Here is a 23,896-nt window from a genome sequence, read left to right on the forward strand (position 1 = left end):
TATTTAAACCGTCATGGACAACATTATACCTCCCACACCAAAGATGAAGGATATTATGTAAAAAGAAATTCCCGTTATCCAAAGATTTAGACCAAATTGCTTATAGGTAACTTGCCCCTTCAAAATAATAACTATGGTCAAGCCCTTTCATCAGCAACCCCTGATTTATTAATGATAACCATATTAGGTTTCCTTTTTATTTCATCTATTAATATATTATACTATATAATTCAAATTTTAAGACATTATTCTAACCTATTATAACGCAAAAAAGCAGCCCCACTAGGGGCCGCCTTTTCGTTTATCTTATTGCAAAGATGCTGCAATTTTTGTAAGGTTTTCATCCATACGTTCTAAGTATGTTTTATTATCTTCGTTGCTTTCGATAGTATAAATAGTTTCTACCTTAGCACCTACTTCTTGTGCCAAAGTTTTGGATACTTCTGGGCTAGCCATTTCTTCTGCAAAGATAGTAGTAATATGGTTTTCTTTAGCGTATTCGATGAGTTTAGCCAATTGTGCTGCATTAGGTTCACCTTCAGCAAATACATCTTCCACACTGTTTTGTTCTAAACCAAAATCACGGCATAGGTACGCAAATGCTGCATGGCCTGTAACAAAGTTTTTATGCGGAGCTTTAGCGAATTGCTCTTCATATTTTTTAATCATTGCATCTAATTTAGCAACGTATTCAGTATAATTCTTTTCATAATAATCCTTGTTTGCTGGGTCAACTTTTACAAGGGCATCCTTGATATTTTTCACTTCAATTTTAGCATTTTTCAAAGATAACCATGCATGAGGATCTTCTGCACCATGTTCTTTAATTTCTTCTGGGTCAGTATTTTTAATAGCTTCAACACCTTCAGTAGCTACAACAGATACGAGTTTATCATTTTTAGCTGCTTCGATAGCTTGTTTTGCCCAAGGCTCCATACCAAAACCGTTATACACAAATACTTGAGCTGTTGCCAATTGTTTCATATTTTCAGGCTTCAATTCGAAATCATGTGGTTCTACGCCATCTGGTATAATAGTAGATACCTCTACCTTGTCACCACCAATAGCCTTAGTAAACTCAGCCATTGCATTAAAGCTTGTTACCACTTGGATTTTTTTACTTGCTTGTTCCTTCTGTGCATTCGGTGCATCGTTGCCACAACCTGCAAATAAAGCAGCCATCATAATACCTACAACTAACAAAATCAGTTTCTTGATCATCGTAGTCCTCCTTTGTAAAAACCTGATCGCTATGCCTATACAGAATATAAACCATTCTTTAGTTGCAGTTGCGACTCAGTTGCATTTGTAATATAGTTATAGTATAAACTTACTTAGAATTTTGTCAATCAGAAATGTGGTTTTCATATGTTATCAATAGAACATCTTTATTTTTCCTATCAAGGTCAACCGCCTTATGTGTTAAATGACCTTAATTTACATATTCACAGTGGTGATTATATATCCATCGTTGGGGATAATGGGTGTGGTAAAAGTACCTTGCTCCGTCTCATTTTAGGTTTTCTTACCCCTGTAAAAGGCTCTATCAAGCGAAGCACCAATAATATTCGGTATGTGTCTCAAAAAAATGACTTCTCTCACGCAGGCTTTCCTATTACGGTAAAAGAAATCCTCGATTCCTACCGTAAACTTTTAAAGATTAAGGATAAACAGGAAGTCAATCGCGTATTAGAGCTTACCCATATGACGGAATTTAAAGACCGTCTCATCAGCAAACTTTCAGGTGGACAAGCTCAGCGTGTATCTATCGCCCGCGCCCTCATCGGTAAGCCTGACCTCATCATCCTCGATGAGCCTTCAACAGGTATCGATAGAAAAAGCCAAGAGGGCATCTATGCTCTACTTCGAAATTTGAACCAAGAGCACCATATTACGATTATCTCTGTTGAGCACAATATCGAAATGGCTCTCGCCAACTCTACCAATATCTACCATATTGCAAATGGTCAAGGTCACCTTTGCTCCCCTGAGCAATATGCTAGTGAAATCATGCACAGTACAGGTCGCAATCCAATAGATCACAAAAACTGCTCCTGTTTCACAGATGTAACAATAGAAGCTCAGGCTCAGGCTCAGGCTCAGGCTCAGGCCGATGATACCACAGTTGAGGAGGTGCGCCATGTTTAGTTATGATTTCATGCAAAATGCCTTCTTCGTAGCAATTTGTATTTCTCTTTTATGTCCATGTATTGGTATCTTCATGGTGCTACGCCGTTCCAGTATGATTGGCGATACCATGAGTCACGCATCGCTAGCAGGTATTACACTAGGTTTATTAACGAATACTAATCCAATTTTAGGAGCCTTTATCTTCACTGCCATCTGCGGTGCACTCATCGAGTTCTTGCGAAAATATTTTTCACACCATCTCGATCTTATTCTTACTATCATCTTATCCCTCAGCATCGGTACAGCTATTACACTTATTAGCTCAGGCAAACTAAAGGCTAACGCAAATGTATTCTTCTTTGGTAGCATCCTAACGGTAAACGCAACCGATATGATTAGTATTGCAGTGCTCACCATTTTATCAGTATTAACGCTATACTTTTTGTATAACTCCTTACTCTACATCGCTTACGATGAAGAAGCGGCTCGTGTAGCAGGTGTTAAGGTAGATTTTATCAACTATATCTTTGCTATCTTAATGGCTGCCGCCGTATCCATTTCTATTAAAATCGTTGGTGTTCTCGTATTGAGTGCCATGATTGCATTACCAGTAGCATCTGCATTACAATTAGAAAAAGGATTTAAAATAACTTTATTATGCTCCATTGGATTTAGCTTACTTGCCATGATTATCGGACTTTTTGGATCCTACTTCCTTAACGTAGCACCTGGTGGCTTCGTGTCCCTAACGTCGGTAGGTATTTTACTGGTAGTGTTAGTCATTAAAAATATTCGCACCATCATACGACGCTTTCAGTTTAGTAGATAAGCTAAAACAATAATTTATATATTTAGGCATAAATATTATAGCTAGTTAGAGTAATATAACTAGTTAGAGTCAAATAATACAGCTAGTAGATTAAAAAATATAACTAGTTAAATATAAAAATATATCTAACCAAATGCGATAGCATATTTGATATTCTATTAGCCATATAAGTCATTTAACTATACAGGTGTATAGCATGTTTAGTATTAAAATAGAATCGAAAGAGAGCTATGAATACAACAACTTGGCCAGAAGGCATAAAAAAGACCAAACAGCGCGAAGCCATTTGGTCTGTATTAACAACTACAGATAAACCCATTACAGCCCTTGAAATCGCAGAACGCTTAGGTGACGGTAGCACTACTTGGATGTCTACTATCTACCGTACACTTGAACTATTAGAAACTAAGGGTATCGTTACACGTACCACGCTCATGGGTAGTGATATGGCATATTATGAAATCACCCCTCATACACACCGCCACTATGCAGTATGTACGAGCTGTGGTGCGATGCTACCACTCCATACCTGCCCCGTCGTAGAAATGCCTAAAGAACTCAGCGAAGCAGGATTTACTGTGACGGAACATCACTTAGAGATTGCTGGAATCTGTAGAAACTGTAAGAATAAAAATAAATAATAAAAATGGCTCATCTGATTAGATGGGCCATTTGTTTTACCGGGAAATCTACAAGAATATTAAATCTATAACATAAAACCTTTAGCTAACGATTCAACTAATACCATAGCTAACTGTTTAACTAATTATTTAGATAATTCTTTCAAACGTGTAATCACACGATCTGCATGTTCATGACAAGCAGCCTCCATAATTTTTACTTTCTCTGCATCTGGACGGCTAGCATAGGATACACCACCAGTGTAAATATATCCTTCATAGACTAAGCCACAAAGATTAGCCATTTGTTGGAAACGAGTAGTCATAGTCTCTACAGGATACATTTGAATACCACCTTCTACATACATATCTGCCGGTGCACCTGTTGTAAAGGAAAGCAATAACTTTTTGCCATGTAAGGCTTTTCCTGTAAATCCGTGAGACCAACCATGAACGAAGGTATCCTCCATCCATTTAGCCATAAGGCTTGGCATACTGTACCAGAAGATAGGAAATTGCAATACAATAATATCAGCGGTTTCCATTTTTGCCTGTTCTACTGACACATCAATTTTGAAATCGGGATATTCTTGATCAAGAAAATCAAAAGTTGCATTAGACAACTTTACTTGAAGATCCTCTAAAATGATTTTGTTCGCAAAAGAATCACCTTGTAAATTTGTATGGCCAGAAACAATTAAGACGTTTTTCATTGTATATCTCCTTAATAAAATATCTTCGGAATATTCTTATATATCTAGTATATCTTAGTCTATAAAAATCCGCTAATCTATATACCATTATTCCCTGCGTTCCAAGATGGTAAAGGCTAATAGAAATCTCTACATACACGCAAGAAAAAGGACGTAACTTTAAAGGTTACGTCCTTTTATAATAATACATTACTATATGTATCTATTAACTCACGATTTATGTGTATTAACTCAATACGTGTTTCTACTAAAAACGATGTATACGAATTGTTTTTAACTTTCACCAGTTACAGCATCAACGGAGCCACTAAGAAACCGAGTGCTACGGAGATGGCAATAGCAAGTACGCCAGGTATGAAGAACGGATGGTTAAATACGAGTTTACCAATTCGCGTAGAGCCCGTATCGTCCATTTGTACAGCCCCCAAAAGTGTTGGATATGTAGGCAATACAAAGAGTGCAGATACAGCTGCAAAGGATGCGATAATAATATAAACGGATCCTGTATTCTCTGGTGTAATACCGAGAGCTAGAATTACAGCTGGTACCAAGGCTTGTGTAGTCGCTGCTTGACTATACAACAATGTACTTGCAAAGAAGAACGCTACCGCCAATAGGAACGGATATGCTGTTACCATGCTAGAAGCGAGCGCTTTGATTTCAGGGATATGACCTTTTACAAAGGTATCACCCAACCATGCTACGCCTAGTACACAGACACAAGCGGATAAGCCGGATTTGAATGTACTTGTATTAACAAGTTCTGCTGTATCAAGCTTACAGAAGAATGTGATAGCAGCCGCAATAATCATCATAAAGCCGATGATAGCATCATTTCGACCAAAGATAACTGGTTTAATAATACCAATGTTTTTGGAAATTGCTGTTGCGTAGAATACGATACAAATGATACCAATCAAGAAAATCAATACTGAAGTTTTTGCACCAGGTTTTAAGTGGAAATCAGTGCTTTTTTCACGAGGTGGCGCCACGTGACCTGCCGCCAAACGTTCTTGATACACTGGATCAGAAGATAAATCATTATTCGCAAAGGTAGACATGATAAATGCCGTAATCATAACCCCTACAAATGTTGTGGAAATACAGATGGCGAGCAATGTAGGATAGTTAACACCATATGGCTCAAGGAACCCACTCATAGCAACTACTGCTGCCGATACAGGACTCGCTGTGATACCAATTTGACTCGCTACAACGGCGATAGATAATGGCACAGATGGCTTAATATTTTCACTTTTCGCCACCTCTACGATTACTGGAATCATAGAGAATGCTGTATGACCAGTACCCGCTAGAATAGTTAAGAAATACGTAACAGTTGGTGCTAAATAGTTGATATGCTTAGGATTTTTACGCAAAATACTTTCAGCAATGCGCACCAAATAATCAAGACCGCCGGCTAACTGTAAGGCACAGATGGCTGCGATAGCAGACATGATAATCAGAATTACATCCCATGGAATCTGTCCCGGAAACATCCCCATACCAAGGCTTAACAACACAACCCCAAGGCCGCCAGCGTAACCGATGCCCATGCCACCTAGGCGAACACCGAGGAAGATGGCACCAAATAAAATAATAACTTGCATAATTACATAAATGTCCATACGATGACCTCCTTTATACATATATAGTATCATAGATATGCTAAATAATCATCGAATTTTGGCAATGTATAGTCTATAGTTTAAAATATAACGAAATTTCGATATGTTATACAAAAAAACTACACCCCATTGTCTTAAACTACTAGCAAAAGACAATAGGTGTAGCTTTCCAATAATTAATTTAGCATTATAAAATAATTGGGCGCATATCTTCAAGTATCCCCTCTTCCTCAGTGGCACGTTGGATACTTTCACCCACAATACGAACCATGTCCTCTAATTGTTCCACAGTGGATGCCAATGGAGGCATGAGGATAATCACGTCGCCAATAGGGCGGCAAATAAGACCTTGTTCACGGGCAAGGATTGCCACCTTAGCACCTACCGCATCATTTGGGCGATACGCTTCATGGGTGGACACATCTTTTTCAAGTTCAATACCTACAATGAGGCCCCGCTGACGAACCTCTTTAACATGTTTCAAAGATTTAATAGGTTCTAGAGCCTTTGTGAAAGCGTCTACTTTAGCAGGCAATTGTTCAATTACCTTTTCATCACGGAATACTTTCAAAGAAGCCAACGCAACGGCACAGGCCAATGCATTACCAGTATAGGAGTGACCATGATAGAATGTTTTCTTTTCTTCAAAGGTGCCGAGGAATGCATCGAATACGCGTTTTGTAGTCAATGTTGCCGCTAATGGAAGGTACCCACCAGTGATACCTTTGGATAAGGTCATAAAATCTGGAGATACCCCTTCATGTTCACAAGCAAAGAATTTGCCAGTTCGGCCAAAGCCAGTAGCTACTTCGTCAACGATGAGGAATACATCGTGTTGTTCTGTTAACTCACGAACCCGTTTCAAATAACCATGAGGCATTACGAGCATGCCTGCCGCTGCTTGCACCAATGGTTCCATAACAAGAGCTGTGATTTCATCGCCTTCTTCGTTAAGGATGCGTTCCAATTCAGTCAACGACTCTTCAAAGGCTTTATCTCGATCTGCCAAATCTCTATATACACCAGGACTTGGCAATGTTAATGGTTTAAATAATAGATTATGGAATACTTGGTGGAATAATTGAATACCACCTACGGATACGGTACCTAATGTATCCCCATGATAGCCTGCATTGAGGGCAATAAACTTAGTCTTTTTCGTTTGCCCTACTTGTTGACGGTATTGGTACGCCATTTTGATAGCCACTTCGATAGCCGTACTGCCATCATCAGAGAGAAATACTTTATCTAAGCCTTCTGGAGCAAGCTCTACAAGCTCTTTACACAATTGTGCAGACGGAGGGCTTACGAGGCCTAATAATGTGCTATGTGCGATTTTATCGATTTGATCCTTCAATGCTTGATTCAATACAGGATGGTTGTGACCATGAATATTAACCCACAACGAAGATACGCCATCGTAATACTTTTTACCGTTCTCATCGATGAGGTATACCCCCTCACCGCGTTCAATTACTACTGGTTCTTGTGCTAGCCAATCTTGCATTTGTGTAAATGGATGCCATACAAACTCGTGGTCCCATTGTGCTGCTTGTGAAAGCTGTTTCTCTGCCATTTCGTCACCTCATACTTACTAAGTTTACAAACTATAACTCTCTATCACATATACCTTATATAAACTAAATTAAGTTGCCCAATCTAAGGTATGCTAAATTACAAATTTAATACGTCTCAAAATTACTGTTAATATGTACTCAATATCACTTCTAACATATATAAAATTGCTATAGCTAATATAAAATCAGCCAATTATTATTTATAGACCTAATACTGTGTTCCATAATTCCTTAGAATCAATAAAAGATCGAGCCCAACCAAGTTGAACCTTTTGAATATCCGGACCTTGGTATGGCGGCACTACAGCTACTACAGGAACACCTGTGTAACGCTCCATATCTGCCACATTTGTTTTCAACAAAAACAGATCTACAGCTGTTGTATCATTTACGATAATAGCTTTCACCTCGATACCATGCAACTTAGCATATTCGCAAGTCAAAACGGCGCGATTAATAGATCCAAGACGACCATCTGCTACAACAATAGCTGGTAATTTGATATCTTTCATAAAATCCGTGAAAGTTTTATCTCCATAGAGAGGGGTCGTGATACCGCCTGCACCTTCTACAAAGGTTATGTCATAGCGACTCACTACATCTAATGTATGTTCTACAAGGCCATCATAGTCAATCTCGATACCAGCCAATTCCGCTGCAAGGCGAGGAGAGAAATCACCGGCTATAGCATAAGGATTCACTTCATAACGACGAGATTCAGGAATACCTGCCGAGCGCATCAAATGTGTTGCATCTTTACTCTCAAGGCCAATATTATAATTATCCTCATCCATCGTCACACATTCAGGGAAAGGAACTGCACTAGAAGACACAGGTTTCACCATACCAACAGCAAAGCCATCGTCTACAGCCATCGCCCCCAATAACCCTGTCACAAACGTCTTACCTACATCTGTATCTGTACCAATTATAGAAATACCTAACTGCTTCATACAAAGCTCCTCTCAAGCGAATACTTACTGCCGCATAGGTTAACTAATTTATATGATTAAGTTTACAATCTAATTACAATATACAGCGAAAAGGAATATATAGTCAACCTATTATTACTGTTCAAGTTTACGATGCTATGACTCTATGGGTCCCGAATACATCGCTACATTTTAGCTAAAAAGCTGTGTCCCTAACCTCCGCGCTCCATAGTAAACTAAGTCGCACTTCGCTTAGGAACACAGCTTTTTATAACATTATCGCAGTATTAGTCCCATAGAGTCACAGACCGCTACTTTGAATACGATAATAATAGGTTGGCTATATGGGAAAAGAGAAAGGGAATGGCTAAGCCATTCCCTTTCTCTTTTGATACAGTGAATTTTGTTTTATTGATTTATGAATAGACTCAATGGGACGAGTTCACAAATACAGTTATAAAAAGAACGATAACTAACCGATTAGCGACTTAGCTCGCTTTGGAGCGTAGAGGTTAGTTATCGTTCTTTTTCACCTAAATGTACAAATCAACTTGGGCCCCATCAAATCTTAGCCTAGATTTCGAGGTAGCGAAATTCACCTGTATCAGGATCCATCATGCCGCCATAGAAACCCATTCCTTTTGGAAATAGTGGATGGTGGCGTAGGAAGTTAACTGTATAAATTACATTGTCTTCAGAGATATGGAATCGATCCATCCAGTCGATAAGGCCCGGTTCGATCATGCGAATAGCATCTTCACTGATACCTTTTGCTTTCATAGATTCCATAAAAGTAGTAGCAGAAAAGTCGATCATACCGCAGTTTTCATGACCGATGATTAGCACATCTTCAATTTCCATACCATAGGTAGCAACGAGCAAGCTTTGCACAATGTTATCGATAGGTTGTGTTACACTATTTCCTGCAGTTTTGATGACAATTATCTCACCTCGATTAAAGCCTAGTGCTTCTTCTAGCATACCTACTAAGCGGGTATCCATACAAGTTACGATGCCTAACTTTTTTGTAGGATGGCTTGTTAATCTTGCCTTTGGTAGCTCAGGGTGTTGTTTCACATATTCTTTATTGGTTTCAATTATTTTTGTAATATCAATCATAAGGGTCCTCACTTTATATACTCTATTCCCACCTGAAATAGATTCTATTCATTATATACACCTTATTCATCACAAAACAAGTTTAAATTTCAACTTATAAATTATTATTATGAATTTTACGATTATACAAAATCTTTAACTCAATAATATTAACTTCTATCTTATAATTTGTTTTTATTTATATCAATCATATAAAAACTTCAAAAATGCGATGAATATTCTGTATAATTCTGACATATATAGTAGATTTAAAAACCCTTCCTATGGTACTATTAACACTATAGAAAGCAAACGCCACATGATACCACATATGACGTGAACTGTATGTACAGTAAGGAGGTTTTTATAATGGGTATTAATCAAAAAACACTGCCAGGCATTTTGCTCTGTGCGGTCCTCGCTATTCCTTGTTGGCTATTAGGTCTTGAATTTCATCTAATCGGTAGTCCAATCTTTGCTATTATCCTAGGTATAATTATTGGCTCTGTATTCACATCTTGGAAGCGCGAAAAAACTGGCGCCGGCATTGGATTTACATCCAAGAAGATTTTACAATGGGCTGTTATTTTATTGGGCTTTGGCTTAAACATTACACAAATTTTACATGTAGGTTGGATTTCTTTACCTGTCATCATTTCAACCATCGCTACATCTTTAATCGTGTCCTATGTTATTTATCGCCTTACTCATATGGACTCTAATACAGCCGTACTTATCGGCGTAGGCTCCTCCATCTGTGGCGGTTCTGCCGTCGCTGCAGCTGCACCAGTTATCAAAGCTGAAGATCAAGACATTGCACAGGCTATCTCTGTTGTATTCTTCTTCAACGTCGTAGCTGCCTTTGTATTCCCTCCATTTGGCGATGCCATTGGCCTTTCCAATATGGGCTTTGGTCTATTTGCCGGTACTGCAGTAAACGATACATCCTCTGTAACAGCTACTGCTGCTGTATGGGATAGCATGAAAGGTACTGGTACACAAGTTCTAGAATATGCAACAATCGTTAAATTAACTCGTACCCTTGCAATTATTCCGATTTGTTTATGCCTTGCTAGTTACCAAGTATATAAAGCAAAACAAAATGCGGCTCAAACTGATGGTGGTAGTGTTAGTATCGCTAAAATTTTCCCTAAGTTTGTTCTCTACTTTGTAATTTGTTCTTTAATTACTACTGCATTATCCTATGCAAATATAGATATTCAATTCTTAAGCGTATTCAAAACTATTTCCAAATACTTTATTACAATGGCCATGGTAGCGATTGGCCTTAATACTAATATTGTGAAATTGATTAAATCCGGTGGCTCCGCTCTTGCATTAGGTGCTTGTTGCTGGATTGCTATCACTGCTGTAAGCCTTGTAACACAACATATGATCGATTTATGGTAGGAATATACACACTTTGTATAGTATGATATAATTGTATATAGTTAGAATAGTAATAACCCCTCCAGTAATGGAGGGGTTTCGTGCTACTATTCACCTTATTAGTACTTTATCATACTATAGTCAGGAGGGTTAACATGTACTTCTTACAAGGACTTCTTGTCGGCCTCGCTACGTTTGCCCCTGTTGGCATGCAAAACCTCTTCATTATTAATACGGCCTTGGTACAACCTGTTCGCCGTATTATATTGACGCTGATCATACTAGCGTTTTTTGACATGAGTTTAAGTGCTGCCGCCTTCTATGGTATTGGTACCGTTCTTGAAATGTGGCCACTCACAAAACTCATAGTTCTCATCTTTGGGGGACTCCTCATTGTATATATGGGTTTTAATATATTTAAAACTCAACCAGACATACGCAACGTAGACACGCATATTCCAATTAGGAAAATTATCGTCTCAGCCATCGCTGTATCATGGGGCAATCCACAAGCCATTCTAGATGCGACAATGATGCTCGGTGCTTTTCAGGCTAATATTCCAAAAGAAAACATCTACCACTTCTTCTCTGGTTTCTTGGTAATGACACCTATTTGGTTTGGATCTCTAGCTACCACAATGCATCTTCTAGCTAAAAAAATTAAGATTACTCATATGGCATGGATTAACCGTTTCTGTGGTTCGGTTCTCGTCATTTACGGTATCAAGCTATGTATTGATGGCCTCATGATGTTAAAAGACTTTTTGTAAGGCTATACTCATAGATACAAAAAAAATTTAAATTTCTAATACTATCATAACTATATAAGGAAAATACAAATAGACGATGTGCAGAAAAAGAAAAAAGTCGTTAGCAAATTGCTAACGGCTTTTTCATTTATAATCTCATTTATAATTTTTCAAGTACCTGCTGGAACATATCTCTGAGTGCTACAATATATGAATTATTTTGATTTCGTTGAGATATAAAGTAGTAGTGGCGTTCCATAGGTTTACCATGATTCATCAATACCTTACGTTCGATACCTGGCATAGGATCTGTTAAATATTTAAAACAATCTAATAGTAATAGCCCTTGCTGCCCTGCAACTAAGTAGCGTGCTTCTTCTAACGTACGAGCATAAGCAAATGCACCATTATAACCTATGGCTTTACGATAGTGTTCTTCTTCAGACAAGGTATATTTCCCACGACACAATAAAATAATTGGTAAATCATCGATATGCTTTAGTTCTACACAGTCTTCATTAGTATATCCTTGTGGTACCTCAATAGATGTAGTGGCTTTATCAATTAAATGACTTTCAAAATCATCAGATAAAATTTGCCATTGATCATTAAATACTACATCTACACGACGATCACTGAGCATGCCATATAGCTCTTCATGACTGCCGCTGTACATACGAATATCTAAATTTTTATAACGCTTTGCCATGTGAATCACCGTTTGCTGCAGAGCAATTCCACTGTAACGATTCAAATAACCAATGCGCAAACTCACACGTGCATCTGTACCGATACGCGTCGTTTCTACCTTAATATCATGAAACCGTTCTAATAGTTTTTTCCCAGATCGATATAAATATTGTCCTGCTGGTGTTAGATGAAAGCTTCGTTTTTCTCGAACCATTAGTTCAACACCAAGACTAGTTTCAAGAGCTTTTATTTGCTGAGATATAGCAGATTGAGATACATATTGCTCTGTTGCAGCTTGTGTAAAACTGTTGTTATCTACTACACACACAAAATACTCTAATTGTTTTAATAACATAACGATGCACTCTCATCTCTTTTATCGATTAGACAGACTAATATCTTTAAAACATTTCGCAACTTACCGCCCTCCACGCATTGGAGTTTGTCATACGTATCTTTTACATATTATCTATATATTATCTATATATTTTTTATATATTATCTATACATATTACTAATTATATGTAACTATATCTAACTGTGAAAGCTAGTCAGCTAAAATGATTTACTTTCACTAGGAATAATTAAACTACGATAAATAAATAGCGCCGCTACAAAGAATATAGCTGCTGTAGACCAAAAGACCGCCCCGTACCCAAAGGCGCGAGCAATCATGCCACTAAGGACAGGCCCCAATACATTTCCCATCATGGGCACACTAGACACCGCACCAAACACGATACCTCGTCGCTCAATAGGAACCGCCTTGGATATGAGCGTATTGGCAATCGGTGTAATAAAACCCATGAAGAATCCTGCAATGGCACGGAATATTCCAAGGCCCCATATACTAGGCATTATATATTGAAGTATAAACAAAGTTCCTACAGCCCATGTAGCAGTAAAAACAATACGAGGCATGGTTAAACGTTCTGTTATCTTACCAATGGAGATTGAAGCTAAAGCACTAAACAAACCGGCGCCAAAGATGATTATACCAACAATAGTGGCTACAAACTCATCATTCATATGCATATAGTGCTTAATGTATAGTGGTAAAATGGGACCAATACCAGTAATACCAAAATTACATAAGAACAATAGCCCTACCAAGAGGCGAACTCGAGGTATGACCAAAAAGGATTTAATTAGAGACAGCTGCGACTCTCTAGCATCTACCTTATGCTCAAACTGTAGATTAGGCATGAATAGATAAATTCCCAACATACAAAGCCCTGTTAAGGCTGAGAACATAACAAATGGTGCACGATAACCTAATAAGTCCGCCACCAAACCACCCATGAGTGGTCCAAAAACAAGACCCATAACCATGGAGGCTTGATATAAGCCCATTGCCCAAGGTACCTTATTTTCAGGGGTTACGAGAATAATAATAGCCAATCCTATTGGAACATAGCCCCCTACCACACCTTGCAATATACGTAACATTAATAACTGCCATGGTGTTTGTGTAAAAGTACAGGCACCAACAGTCACCATCAGGGTAAACAAGATGAACATCATTACCTTACGCGGACCAAGCTGATTAGCCTTACGCGACCAATAGGGTGCACTAAGAGCCACCATACAAGGCGTTACACCTGATACAAGGCCTGCCCACATGGCGGCTTCTCCTGGATCATGAAGACCTAGCTCAGCTAAAAATAACGGAAGAAAGGATAATACACCAATAATTGTTATACCCCCACCAACCTGTATAGTACAGATTAGGTATATAATTCGTTTCCAAGAAGAATCCATAATATCCTTCTTTCTTATTTGAAATTACCTATAAAGGTAGTAATATACATATCGATATGAGCTAAAGAATACTATAATACAAAAGAAATGTTTATAGAACAGATTTTTATTCTTACCTCAAAAGAATGTAACAGCATATATTTACATAAATCCATAGAATATATACTTATAATTCTATTGTATCGCAAACAACCTAAAAAGACCATCGCTTATACCCATAAGGGTCAGCGATGGTCCTTTTTATCGTGTGATTCTTCTACTTTTACCAAAGAAAGAGATGCCTACGATATATTATTTTTGTTTGAACATCCAATAAATATAGTAAATAACAAGCGCATAAGTCACTACGTCAAATACAGGTAAGAATGGCACCATTTTAGATAAACGTCCAAATCCATGAACATGGATATTTGCCGCAATAATAGCAACAAGATTCAAGCGATGAATCCAGATTGCTTTTTTACGAGATACAGATTTTGCCATATTCCCTACCCAAGGTGTTAAGTATAATACCGCAAAGATAAGAGCAATAAACATAGCCACAAGGGAGATATAACCTCCCCAGAAGCCTAAAAAGGATTTCAAAGCTTTCAAGAAGTATACATACCAGTGTGCACATACGAGAACCACACTAACAATACCTACGATACGATGAATTTCAAACATTTCTTTTGGATTGTATCGTTTGATAAACCATTTTGGTTTTGTTGCAATGTATGTTAATACAAGCCATGCCACATAAGGAATAAGGCCTAAGTGAACCTTCCAATTTCCGAATGGTCTACCACCTGTTACATAACCATATTCCACCATCCCCATAAATATTAAGGATAAAACTGCAATCCAAATTAAAATATGGTATTTACTCTTAAACTGTTTTTTTACAACTTCTGCCATAATAAACCTCTCTATGTCTTATAGGATCTACAAGTATACATCTAGTTTGGCCTAATGTAGCATGCTAATAAAACACCCTCACCCTATAGCATTCTACCTAGAACTAATTACTGATTAAATTAGAATTTAAAGTTAAGATCCGCACGATAGTAATCATTTACACGATTACCCTCTTGTGTTTTAGCATTGAAACCGTAGTATGCATTAATGCCGATATTTTTCTCTGGTGCGTAGGATGCACCTAATTGCCATGCTTTATAACCTTCATACCGTGTTTTCTTTAATAAATCATTAGATTCATATTTTTGTGTTTTAAATACAGGTGCATTCTTAGCTTGATCAAAGTAATCTAATCGGATAGCCCAAGAGTTCTTCTTATTAATTTTATAGTCGCCCCATTTAACGCCAACGTTCCAAATATCGGAATCACTCAAGCCAGATGCTTTTACCCACTCGCCATCAATACCAAATTTACCAATATTATACTTAGCATTAAATCCATATACATTATCGAATTCGTTATTTTTCTTGCCATTACCCATACGTACATTTGTTGTACCTACATGAGCAAACATACCACCAAAACCAAAGCGATCATTAACAGCTACATTAGCATTGATAAGACCTACATCACCATTATCAGCTTTACTAGTCTTAGCAAAACGACCTGCTGTCATGTAACCATAAGCGCCATTTAATGTAACTTTATCACCAAGCTTAGCTGTAGCGCCTACCCCATCAAAGTTAGAGCTATAAATCAAGCCACCACCAAATTTTTGAGTATAGCGACCCGCATCGACCACAACATTTTTACCGAATTTGTGCTCTACATATGCTAAATCCCAATTAGCTTGTGCCTCTTTAGAGCTATCACCTAGTTCAATAGAGCCTGTTGTAATACGTGCTTTAACAGATGTATTTTTATTAACCTTTGCATCAAGACCTAAACGTACACGAGCTGTGATTTTATCTTCGTAATCATAACCATCGATACCCTCTTTACCGATATAGTTGATACGAGCATCACCAGTAACTTTGACATTGCCTACTTGATCTTCCAATTTAGCTACACGCACACCGAGTGTATTCAATTCATTGGAAAATTCATCAGCCAAGCGATTTAACATAGCTTGTTGTTCCGCATTTGCACGATCTTGATTAGCCATGCCTTTCGCAATCATTTGAGCCATTTCATAACGCGTAATATTATTTTGCCCTTTGAAAGTACCATCAGGATATCCATTGATAATACCAGCTGTAGCCAATTGATCTACTGCTTGATAAGCCCAGCTATCAGAAGGGACATCGGAAAATGGGTTAACAGCAAAAGCTGTAGCCACACCCATCATGGCAGCCACTGCAAAAGCACTGGTCATTTTACGTTTAATCATACTAAACCTCACACAATAAAATAACAGAAATAAAAATAACAAGAATAAAAATGAACAGACAATGAATTTACGAACCTAATTATCATTATCATGTTTAACATACAGATAATAACAATTTTCATTATATGAGTAAAGAGAAAATGTATATCAATCTCACAATCATTTATGACTCAAACTGATAATATCCTATGTTAATATCCTATGTTAATTTACTAGAAACTATAAATGTAACGAAAAATCCCTTCTGCATGATACAGAAGGGATTCTAATAATTCATATTATTTCTTTTTAAACATCAAGTAAATGCAGTAAAGAACGAGACCGTATGTAATAATATCAAACACTTGTAAGAATGGCACCATTTTAGAAATACGATTAAAACCATGAATATGGATATCTGCAGCAACAAGTGCTACAAGATTTAATCGATGTAACCAAATACCTACATTACGACCAGATGGTGTAACCTTTCTAAGTTTTGGAGTTAAGAACGCAAGGCCAGAGATTGTAGCAATACCAAAGGAGGTAAGAGCCACATATCCGCCCCACCAACCAAGGATGGATTTAGCCGCTTTACCAAAATAGAGATATAAATGGAATGCAATAACAGCTACCGTGGCAATACCTAATGCACGGTGTACCTTATACATGTCACCTAAGTTATAGCGGCTTGTAAACCATTTAGGGCGAGTCGCTAAATAGGTCATGACGATCCATACACACCATGGCACAAGACCCGTATACACTTTATAGTTACCAAAGGCACGACCACCGGCCATGTAGCCCCACTCTAATAAACCGATCATAACTAAGGAGAAAATAGCAATCCATACAAAGATATGGTAAATACTTTTTTTCTGTTTTGTTTCAACTTGATTCATCATATACCTCTCGAAAATAATACCTAAAAAATTCAATCTATACGATATAGTTTATCATTTAAATCGAATTTTGTAGATTACTTATATTAGATACGTAGTATATATTATAAGAATAATTCTAAATTAAAATGCCTATTATAGTAATTCTAAGTTTATTACAATGAATAAATTTTTTCTCTACAGAGAATACATTGTAATCTACTAATACAGAATCGGTAAATAAAAAGCCCCTCATAGTTGTGAGCATATGCTTTCACCACTACAAGGGGCCATAGATTAATGAATCCTATTATATATAGGCATACAAATTAATCATCATCCTAATTATTTTTGATCCCGTTTACGATATACGATGAACGGACGTGTTAAATAGTTGAGTGGAACACTCAAGCAGTGTACCAAACGGCTGAATGGGAAGATAATAGCAACCACCATCCATGCCAACATATGGAATTTAAACATGAATGGTACACCTTCCATCAAGGATGGATCCGGCATAAAGGATAGTAAGCTACGGAACCATGGACCGATGGATACACGGTAATCAAAGAAGCCAGATGCATTAAGTAATGTACCGGCCATACCACTAAAGATAGCCAATGTTAAAAATAAATATAGCCATTTATCAAAGCCAGATGTATTTACTTTCATAGCAGGTACAGTAAAGCGGCGTTTCATCAAGAGCAAGAAACCAACGATAAAGATGATACCCGCTACAGCACCCATATACAATGCACCTTCATGGTACATATGGTCATTAATACCCATAGCTGCAGTCCAAGTTTTAGGTACTAATACACCTACTACGTGACCGCCGATAACGCATAGCAAACCAAAGTGGAACAATGGATTGGCAATACGTAATTGTTTTTTCTCTAAAAATTCACTTGATTTTGTAGTCCAGTTTCTTTCAAAGTAGAAGAAACGAACAAGTGTGCCTACGATTAAGAAGGTAAACGCAATATATGGCAAAGCGCCCCATAAAAATAGATTCATCGTGCACCGTCCTCCAATCCATTTGCAACCGACAATATGATATCAAATAAGAATGCATAGGTCAGTTTTGCTTCGATCAATCGATCCCTAATATATTCTAGCTTTGGTTTACAATAATCATATACTTCACGAGCCTTTTCAGGTTCGATAACTGCACATAACTCTAAAATAGCTGGAATATAGTCAGGCATCTCCTTTGGTAAATCATAGCCATTTTCTAGGAAGAAGGCTTTATATTTAACGAGTTCCTCTGCTTGTTCCCCTGTACCTTGCAATTCGTAAGTCGATAAGTACATCGTCGTATTACGGCTGAAGTCAAAGATACGTACGTATTGATCTTCAAAGGCCTTACGATCCGTTTCTTCAATGTAATCAAAGAACTCTAGCAATCCTTGGCGAAGCTGAGGATGCTCAACAGAGTAAGTATCCTCTTTCCATTCACCAAGTTCATTGTACCAAGATTCATCTGGATACCGAAGCAAAAAAGAAGCAATGAGAGCTATTTTTTGTGCATCATCCATTATGGCAACCCCCTGTCGGGCATGCAAAACCACGATTGTGTTGCATTTCTAAGCGACCTTCGCGAGATACATTAACATCGGATGGGATAACAAAACGATCATTATATTTAGACAATGCTAACAATTTGTACATAGCATACATTTGCTCTTCTGTAAGATCTACTTCATGAGCGATTGCTTCATCACCTGTCTCACGGCGGCGCATGTATTCACGCATATCGAGAATGCGTTGTAATACACGAGCTAAAATATCTGTATTACCAGCAGTAAACATATTAGCTAAGTATTGTACAGGCACGCGCATTTCATGTGCATCAGGCAAGTAAACATCAGATGTAACACGTTGTAAGATTGGGCTGAGCGGTGGCACATACCAAACCATTGGCAATGTGCGATACTCTGGATGCAATGGCAATGCAACGCCCCATTCTTTTACAAGCTTGTAAACAGGAGATTTTTTAGCTGCTTTCAAGAATGCTTCAGAGATACCTGCTTCGCGAGCGGCTTTAATAACCTCTGGGTCATTAGGATCCAAGATCAAATCTACTGTATTTTGGTAAATTTCTTGTTCATCCTTCGTAGCTGCCATTTCTTGAACTTTGTCCATATCGTATAAGACTACACCAACATAGCGCATACGACCTACACATGTTTCAGCGCAAATTTGAGGCAAGCCATTTTCCAAACGAGGGTAACAGAATACACATTTTTCAGCTTTATTTGTTTCCCAGTTATAGAAGATTTTTTTGTATGGGCAAGATGGAACGCAATGTCTCCAACCGCGGCATACATCTTGAGAAACAAGTACAACACCATCTTCATCACGCTTGTAGATAGCACCGGATGGACATGCTGCTACACATGCAGGATTCAAACAGTGGTTACAAAGACGTGGTAAATAACGCATGAATACTTCTTCGTAGTCAAATACGATATCATCACCCATCTTAGCCAAGTTCACATCTTCCCGTGCATGATGACCACCAGCCAAATCATCATCCCAGTTAGGGCCCCATGTTACTTCCATTTTTTGCTTTGTTAACAAAGAACGAGGACGTGCTACAGGTTGATTATTTTTACGACCGGTATGAATTAATGTTTCATAATCGTATGTCCAAGGTTCAAAGTAATCCGTAATTTCTGGTTGTTCTGGATGATAGAACAACTTCATCAATCGAGAGCCTTTAGAGCCTGTGGAAAGCGCCAAATTACCGCTTTTATCGAGAGTCCAGCCACCCTTCCATTTCTCTTGGTTTTCCCAATTACGTGGGTAACCCACGCCAGGGCGGGTTTCCACGTTATTAAAGTACATATATTCCGCGCCTTCGCGGTTCGTCCATGTATTTTTACAAGTAATAGAGCATGTATGACAGCCTAAACACTTGTCCAAATTTAGGACCATGGATACTTGAGCTTTAATCTTCAAGCCAATCCACCTCCTTCAATTTACGAGCCACAATTGTCATATCACGTTGGTTACCAGTTGGGCCATAGTAGTTAAAGCCATAGCTCAATTGACCATAACCGCCGATCATGTGTGTCGGCTTCATGTGAATATGAGTTGGCGCATTGTGTGTACCACCGCGACGATCTTTCTTAACTTGCGTACCAGGAACGTTGATGTGACGGTCTTGGGAGTGATGCATATAAGAAATGCCACGAGGAATACGTGGAGATACAACTGCACGAGCTGCAACTACACCATTTTTATTGAAAGCTTCTACCCAGTCGTTATCTTTAACACCAATTTCTGCTGCATCATCTTCGTTGAGCCAAATTGTTTGGCCACCGCGGAATAATGTCAACATTTGTTGGCTATCAAAGTACATACTATGTGTAGACCACTTATTATGTGGAGTTAAGTATTTCAATGTAATTTCTGGAATACCTTCTTGTTTATAATCACCTTGTACTGGTTTATATGACAATACAGGTTTGTACAATGCCATAGCTTCGCCATAGTCACGCATCATTTCATGATCACAATAGAACGATTGACGACCTGTTACAGTACGGAATGGTACCTTATCTTCTGTAGATGTTGTAAATGGAGAATAACGACGGTTTTTATCGTTCTTACCAGTACTTGTTACAGAGCTAATGATAAAGCGTGGTTGACGAACCATGTCATCGAAGGTAATTTTTTCTTGTTCGCGACCTTTTGCATTCTTTTCAAGCCCAGAAAGACCTGTTTTTTCTTCCATCGCTTTCCAAGAACGAACCGCTAATTTACCATTTGTACAAGAAGATAATGTTAATACAACATTACAAGCTTCCTTACATTCGTAAATGCTTGGACGGCCATGAGAAATGAAGTCTGGATTATCAATCGTACCATTTTGAGCATACAATGTTTGATATTCGTCAGATACATCCCACGCCAAACCGTGAGCACCCATTTTATTTTCGATATTAGGTCCTAAAGCAATGTATTTTTCAAAGATCTGACTGTAATCGCGTTTTACATGAACGAGGTTCGGCATTGTTTTACCAGGGATTGGTTCACATTCGCCTTTACTCCAATCAAGAACTTTACCTTCTGGTTGCGCTACTTCGCCTGGGCTATCATGGCCAAGTGGAGTAGCTACAATATCTTCATATTCTGTAAAGCCAGATTCTTTTGCTACGCGAGATACTGTTTCTGCAAGGGTACGGAATGTATCCCAGTCGGATTTAGTTTCCCATGCGCAATCAACAGCAGCTTGGAATACATGTACATATGGATGCATATCTGTGGAAGACAAGTCTTCTTTTTCATACCATGTAGCCGCTGGGAACACGATATCAGAATATAAACCTGTAGACGCCATACGGAAGTCGATATCAATTAAGAGATCAAGCTTACCCGCACCATCTGCTTCGCGCCATTTAATTTCTTCTGGACGCGTAGGAGCATCATCATCTTCCAATACGGCATTTTTTGTGCCTAATAAATGTTTCAAGAAGTACTCATGACCTTTAGAAGAGGAGCCGATAAGGTTCGCACGCCATACAAACAGGTTGCGAGGGTGGTTTTCTTTAGCTGCAGGATCCTCTACGCAGAATTGTAAATCTTTATTTTTCAAGGCTTGTGCTACATATTGGTTGATTTCTGCTTCTGTACTAGCACCGGCTGCGCGAGCATCATTAATCAAATCTTGGCTACCTTTATTGAAAGTAGGATAAGATGGCAACCAGCCTAAACGAGCTGCTAATACATTGTAATCCCCAGGATGACGATAGCGAGGTTTAGCCAATTTAGATACGCGATCTGCCAAATCGATGCAGTCAGAACGATATTGCTCTGTAGCAAAGTAGAACCAAGATGTACCATTTTGCAAACGAGGAGCCTTACTCCAGTCATTGGCAGTCATGATACCACCCCAACCTTCAACAGGACGAAGTTTTTCTTGACCTACGTAGTGGGCCCAACCACCACCGTTAACGCCTTCTGTACCACAGAACATGATAAGGTTCAAAATAGTGCGGTAAATAACATCGGCATGGTACCAGTGGTTGATACCACCGCCCATGATAATCATGGAACGACCTTTCGTTTTTTCTGCATTATCTGCAAACTCACGTGCTGTAGCAATAGCAATATCTGCTTTTACGCCAGTGATTTTTTCTTGCCATGTAGGTGTATAAGGTGTGTCGTCAGTGTAAGCTGTCGCTACCTCACCACCGATACCACGGTCAATACCATAGTTAGCAAGAATAAGATCGTATACAGTAGTCACTTTCACAGGACCATCAACAGTTTGTACTGTAATAGTTGGAATAGCGCGTTCAATAATACCTTCGTGTTCTTCATCGCCAAAGTACGGTAATTTAACAACAGTCACATCTTCACGTTGATCAAATACGGATAAACGAGGATCGATTTTAGCCCCTGTATCACGATTTTCAAGACGTAAATTCCATTTTTCAGGATGTGTGTGACGTTCACCCATTGTACCATTAGGAACAACGATTTCATTTGTCAATTCATCAATCAATACCATTTGGAAGTCAGCGCCTTCCTCTTGGCGACCTAAGTCCTTAGCATTCAAGAAACGACCTGGTTGAACCGTGCCGTTAATTTCTTCAACGCGTACAAGGAATGGCATATCTGTAAACTCTTTTGCATACTCTATAAAGTATGGAGTTTCTTTATCGATGTAATATTCTTTTAAAATAACGTGACCCATAGACATAGCAAGCGCCGCATCGGTGCCAGCTTTTACATTGAGCCATGCATCGGAAGATGTGGTAGATTCCGCATAGTCAGGAGACACGGATACCACTTTAGTTCCTTTATAACGAACCTCTGTCAAGAAGTGAGCATCTGGCGTACGAGTTAACGGTACGTTAGAACCCCAAGTCATGATGTAACCAGCATTATACCAGTCACCAGATTCAGGTGTATCAGTTTGTTCACCCCAAACTTGAGGGCTGGAAGGTGGCAAATCGGCATACCAGTCATAGAAGGACAATGGTGTACCACCCATCAAGTTAAGGAAACGAGCCCCTGCTGCATAGGACAACATGGACATCGCAGGAATTACCGAGAATCCTGCGTTGCGGTCAGGACCGTAAGTTTTTGCTGTATATAGTAAGGATGCTGCAGTGATTTCTGTTGCTTCATCCCATGTGGAGCGCACAAAGCCACCCATACCACGGGCAGACTTATATTTTTTCGCTTTTTCAGGATCTTCTACGATAGATTTCCAAGCTTCAATTGGGTTCTTAGCATTCTTCTTTGCTTCTCTCCAAAGCTCAGCCAATTCGCCACGTACATAAGGATATTTTACGCGCAAAGGGCTATAGAGATACCAAGAGAAGGTCGCACCACGAGGGCACCCACGTGGTTCGTAATCCGGCATATCATCTGGTGTTTCAGGGTAATCAGTTGCTTGATTTTCCCAAGCTACAACACCATTTTTAACATAAATGTTCCAGCTACAAGAACCAGTACAGTTTACACCATGAGTCGTACGGACTACTTTATCGTAAGACCAACGGTCACGATAAAAATTTTCCCACTCGCGACCACCATCTTCTGTGATTTGATGACCACTTGGAGATACTTCCTTCTTGCGAAGAAACTTAAACTTTTGAGACAACAAGCTCATC

20 protein-coding genes are annotated in these 23,896 nt (G+C 38.6%); 5 read left to right on the top strand and 15 right to left on the bottom strand.

The window, feature by feature from the left end; all coding sequences use genetic code 11:
• Positions 1–306: 306 nt before the first annotated feature.
• Positions 307–1,221: a metal ABC transporter substrate-binding protein gene (locus ACMKPP_RS03730; protein WP_004693983.1), complete on the bottom strand. Its 915-nt coding sequence runs from the start codon at positions 1,219–1,221 to the stop codon at positions 307–309.
• 147 nt (positions 1,222–1,368) lie between these two features.
• On the opposite strand from ACMKPP_RS03730, the gene ACMKPP_RS03735 reads away from it, so the two are divergent.
• From ACMKPP_RS03735 to ACMKPP_RS03745, 3 genes are all read left to right on the top strand, one after another.
• Positions 1,369–2,148: a metal ABC transporter ATP-binding protein gene (locus ACMKPP_RS03735; RefSeq protein ID WP_155086325.1), complete on the top strand. Its 780-nt coding sequence runs from the start codon at positions 1,369–1,371 to the stop codon at positions 2,146–2,148.
• Positions 2,141–2,959, top strand: coding sequence for a metal ABC transporter permease (locus tag ACMKPP_RS03740; protein ID WP_004693987.1), 819 nt, complete (start codon positions 2,141–2,143; stop codon positions 2,957–2,959). Before ACMKPP_RS03735 ends, ACMKPP_RS03740 begins: the two co-directional genes overlap by 8 nt.
• A 230-nt stretch (positions 2,960–3,189) precedes the next feature.
• Positions 3,190–3,600 carry a Fur family transcriptional regulator gene (locus ACMKPP_RS03745; protein ID WP_279009238.1) on the top strand — a complete coding sequence of 137 codons (411 nt, stop codon included), beginning with the start codon at positions 3,190–3,192 and terminating at the stop codon, positions 3,598–3,600.
• Positions 3,601–3,725: 125 nt separating this feature from the next.
• On the opposite strand, the gene ACMKPP_RS03750 is transcribed toward ACMKPP_RS03745, so the two are convergent.
• From ACMKPP_RS03750 to ACMKPP_RS03770, 5 genes are all read right to left on the bottom strand, one after another.
• Positions 3,726–4,292 carry an NAD(P)H-dependent oxidoreductase gene (locus tag ACMKPP_RS03750; protein ID WP_418369295.1) on the bottom strand — a complete coding sequence of 189 codons (567 nt, stop codon included), beginning with the start codon at positions 4,290–4,292 and terminating at the stop codon, positions 3,726–3,728.
• A 287-nt stretch (positions 4,293–4,579) separates the two neighbouring features.
• Positions 4,580–5,920, bottom strand: a complete 1,341-nt coding sequence (locus tag ACMKPP_RS03755) for an anaerobic C4-dicarboxylate transporter (protein WP_008603031.1) — start codon at positions 5,918–5,920, stop codon at positions 4,580–4,582.
• Between the two features lie 187 nt (positions 5,921–6,107).
• Positions 6,108–7,496 carry an adenosylmethionine--8-amino-7-oxononanoate transaminase gene (gene bioA, locus ACMKPP_RS03760; RefSeq protein WP_221741391.1) on the bottom strand — a complete coding sequence of 463 codons (1,389 nt, stop codon included), beginning with the start codon at positions 7,494–7,496 and terminating at the stop codon, positions 6,108–6,110.
• A 201-nt stretch (positions 7,497–7,697) separates the two neighbouring features.
• Positions 7,698–8,450 (bottom strand): dethiobiotin synthase, encoded by a 753-nt coding sequence (bioD, locus tag ACMKPP_RS03765; protein ID WP_221741392.1) that lies wholly within the window; start codon positions 8,448–8,450, stop codon positions 7,698–7,700.
• 552 nt (positions 8,451–9,002) lie between these two features.
• Positions 9,003–9,548, bottom strand: coding sequence for a beta-class carbonic anhydrase (locus ACMKPP_RS03770; RefSeq protein ID WP_021147676.1), 546 nt, complete (start codon positions 9,546–9,548; stop codon positions 9,003–9,005).
• A 348-nt stretch (positions 9,549–9,896) separates the two neighbouring features.
• Between ACMKPP_RS03770 and ACMKPP_RS03775 the strand changes: the two genes are divergently transcribed.
• Positions 9,897–10,937, top strand: coding sequence for a YeiH family protein (locus tag ACMKPP_RS03775; protein ID WP_295821911.1), 1,041 nt, complete (start codon positions 9,897–9,899; stop codon positions 10,935–10,937).
• 134 nt (positions 10,938–11,071) lie between these two features.
• On the top strand, positions 11,072–11,686 hold the full coding sequence (locus ACMKPP_RS03780; protein ID WP_287511457.1) for a LysE/ArgO family amino acid transporter: 615 nt from the start codon (positions 11,072–11,074) through the stop codon (positions 11,684–11,686).
• A 139-nt stretch (positions 11,687–11,825) separates the two neighbouring features.
• Here ACMKPP_RS03780 and ACMKPP_RS03785 read toward each other — a convergent pair whose 3' ends face one another.
• From ACMKPP_RS03785 to ACMKPP_RS03825, 9 genes are all read right to left on the bottom strand, one after another.
• Positions 11,826–12,710, bottom strand: a complete 885-nt coding sequence (locus ACMKPP_RS03785) for a LysR family transcriptional regulator (protein WP_418369296.1) — start codon at positions 12,708–12,710, stop codon at positions 11,826–11,828.
• A gap of 200 nt (positions 12,711–12,910) precedes the next feature.
• A complete protein-coding gene (locus ACMKPP_RS03790; RefSeq protein ID WP_418369297.1) occupies positions 12,911–14,116 on the bottom strand; it encodes an MFS transporter in 1,206 nt (401 codons plus the stop codon).
• A gap of 291 nt (positions 14,117–14,407) precedes the next feature.
• Positions 14,408–15,013 (bottom strand): hypothetical protein, encoded by a 606-nt coding sequence (locus tag ACMKPP_RS03795; protein ID WP_004697749.1) that lies wholly within the window; start codon positions 15,011–15,013, stop codon positions 14,408–14,410.
• A 119-nt stretch (positions 15,014–15,132) separates the two neighbouring features.
• Positions 15,133–16,404 (bottom strand): putative porin, encoded by a 1,272-nt coding sequence (locus tag ACMKPP_RS03800; RefSeq protein WP_120055680.1) that lies wholly within the window; start codon positions 16,402–16,404, stop codon positions 15,133–15,135.
• Positions 16,405–16,682: 278 nt separating this feature from the next.
• A complete protein-coding gene (locus tag ACMKPP_RS03805) occupies positions 16,683–17,285 on the bottom strand; it encodes a ferric reductase-like transmembrane domain-containing protein (protein ID WP_012863816.1) in 603 nt (200 codons plus the stop codon).
• 324 nt (positions 17,286–17,609) lie between these two features.
• Entirely contained in the window at positions 17,610–18,281 is a 672-nt protein-coding gene (gene narI, locus ACMKPP_RS03810; protein ID WP_004694017.1) for a respiratory nitrate reductase subunit gamma, read from the bottom strand.
• On the bottom strand, positions 18,278–18,802 hold the full coding sequence (narJ, locus tag ACMKPP_RS03815; RefSeq protein WP_038125764.1) for a nitrate reductase molybdenum cofactor assembly chaperone: 525 nt from the start codon (positions 18,800–18,802) through the stop codon (positions 18,278–18,280). The genes narI and narJ overlap by 4 nt, the downstream gene beginning before the upstream one ends.
• Positions 18,795–20,228, bottom strand: coding sequence for a nitrate reductase subunit beta (gene narH, locus ACMKPP_RS03820; RefSeq protein WP_038125763.1), 1,434 nt, complete (start codon positions 20,226–20,228; stop codon positions 18,795–18,797). The genes narJ and narH overlap by 8 nt, the downstream gene beginning before the upstream one ends.
• Positions 20,218–23,895 carry a nitrate reductase subunit alpha gene (locus ACMKPP_RS03825; RefSeq protein WP_418369298.1) on the bottom strand — a complete coding sequence of 1,226 codons (3,678 nt, stop codon included), beginning with the start codon at positions 23,893–23,895 and terminating at the stop codon, positions 20,218–20,220. Before ACMKPP_RS03825 ends, narH begins: the two co-directional genes overlap by 11 nt.
• Position 23,896 lies beyond the last annotated feature (1 nt).

It is taken from the genome of Veillonella parvula (assembly GCF_048309325.1).
GTDB classification, from domain to species: Bacteria; Bacillota; Negativicutes; order Veillonellales; family Veillonellaceae; genus Veillonella; species Veillonella parvula_T.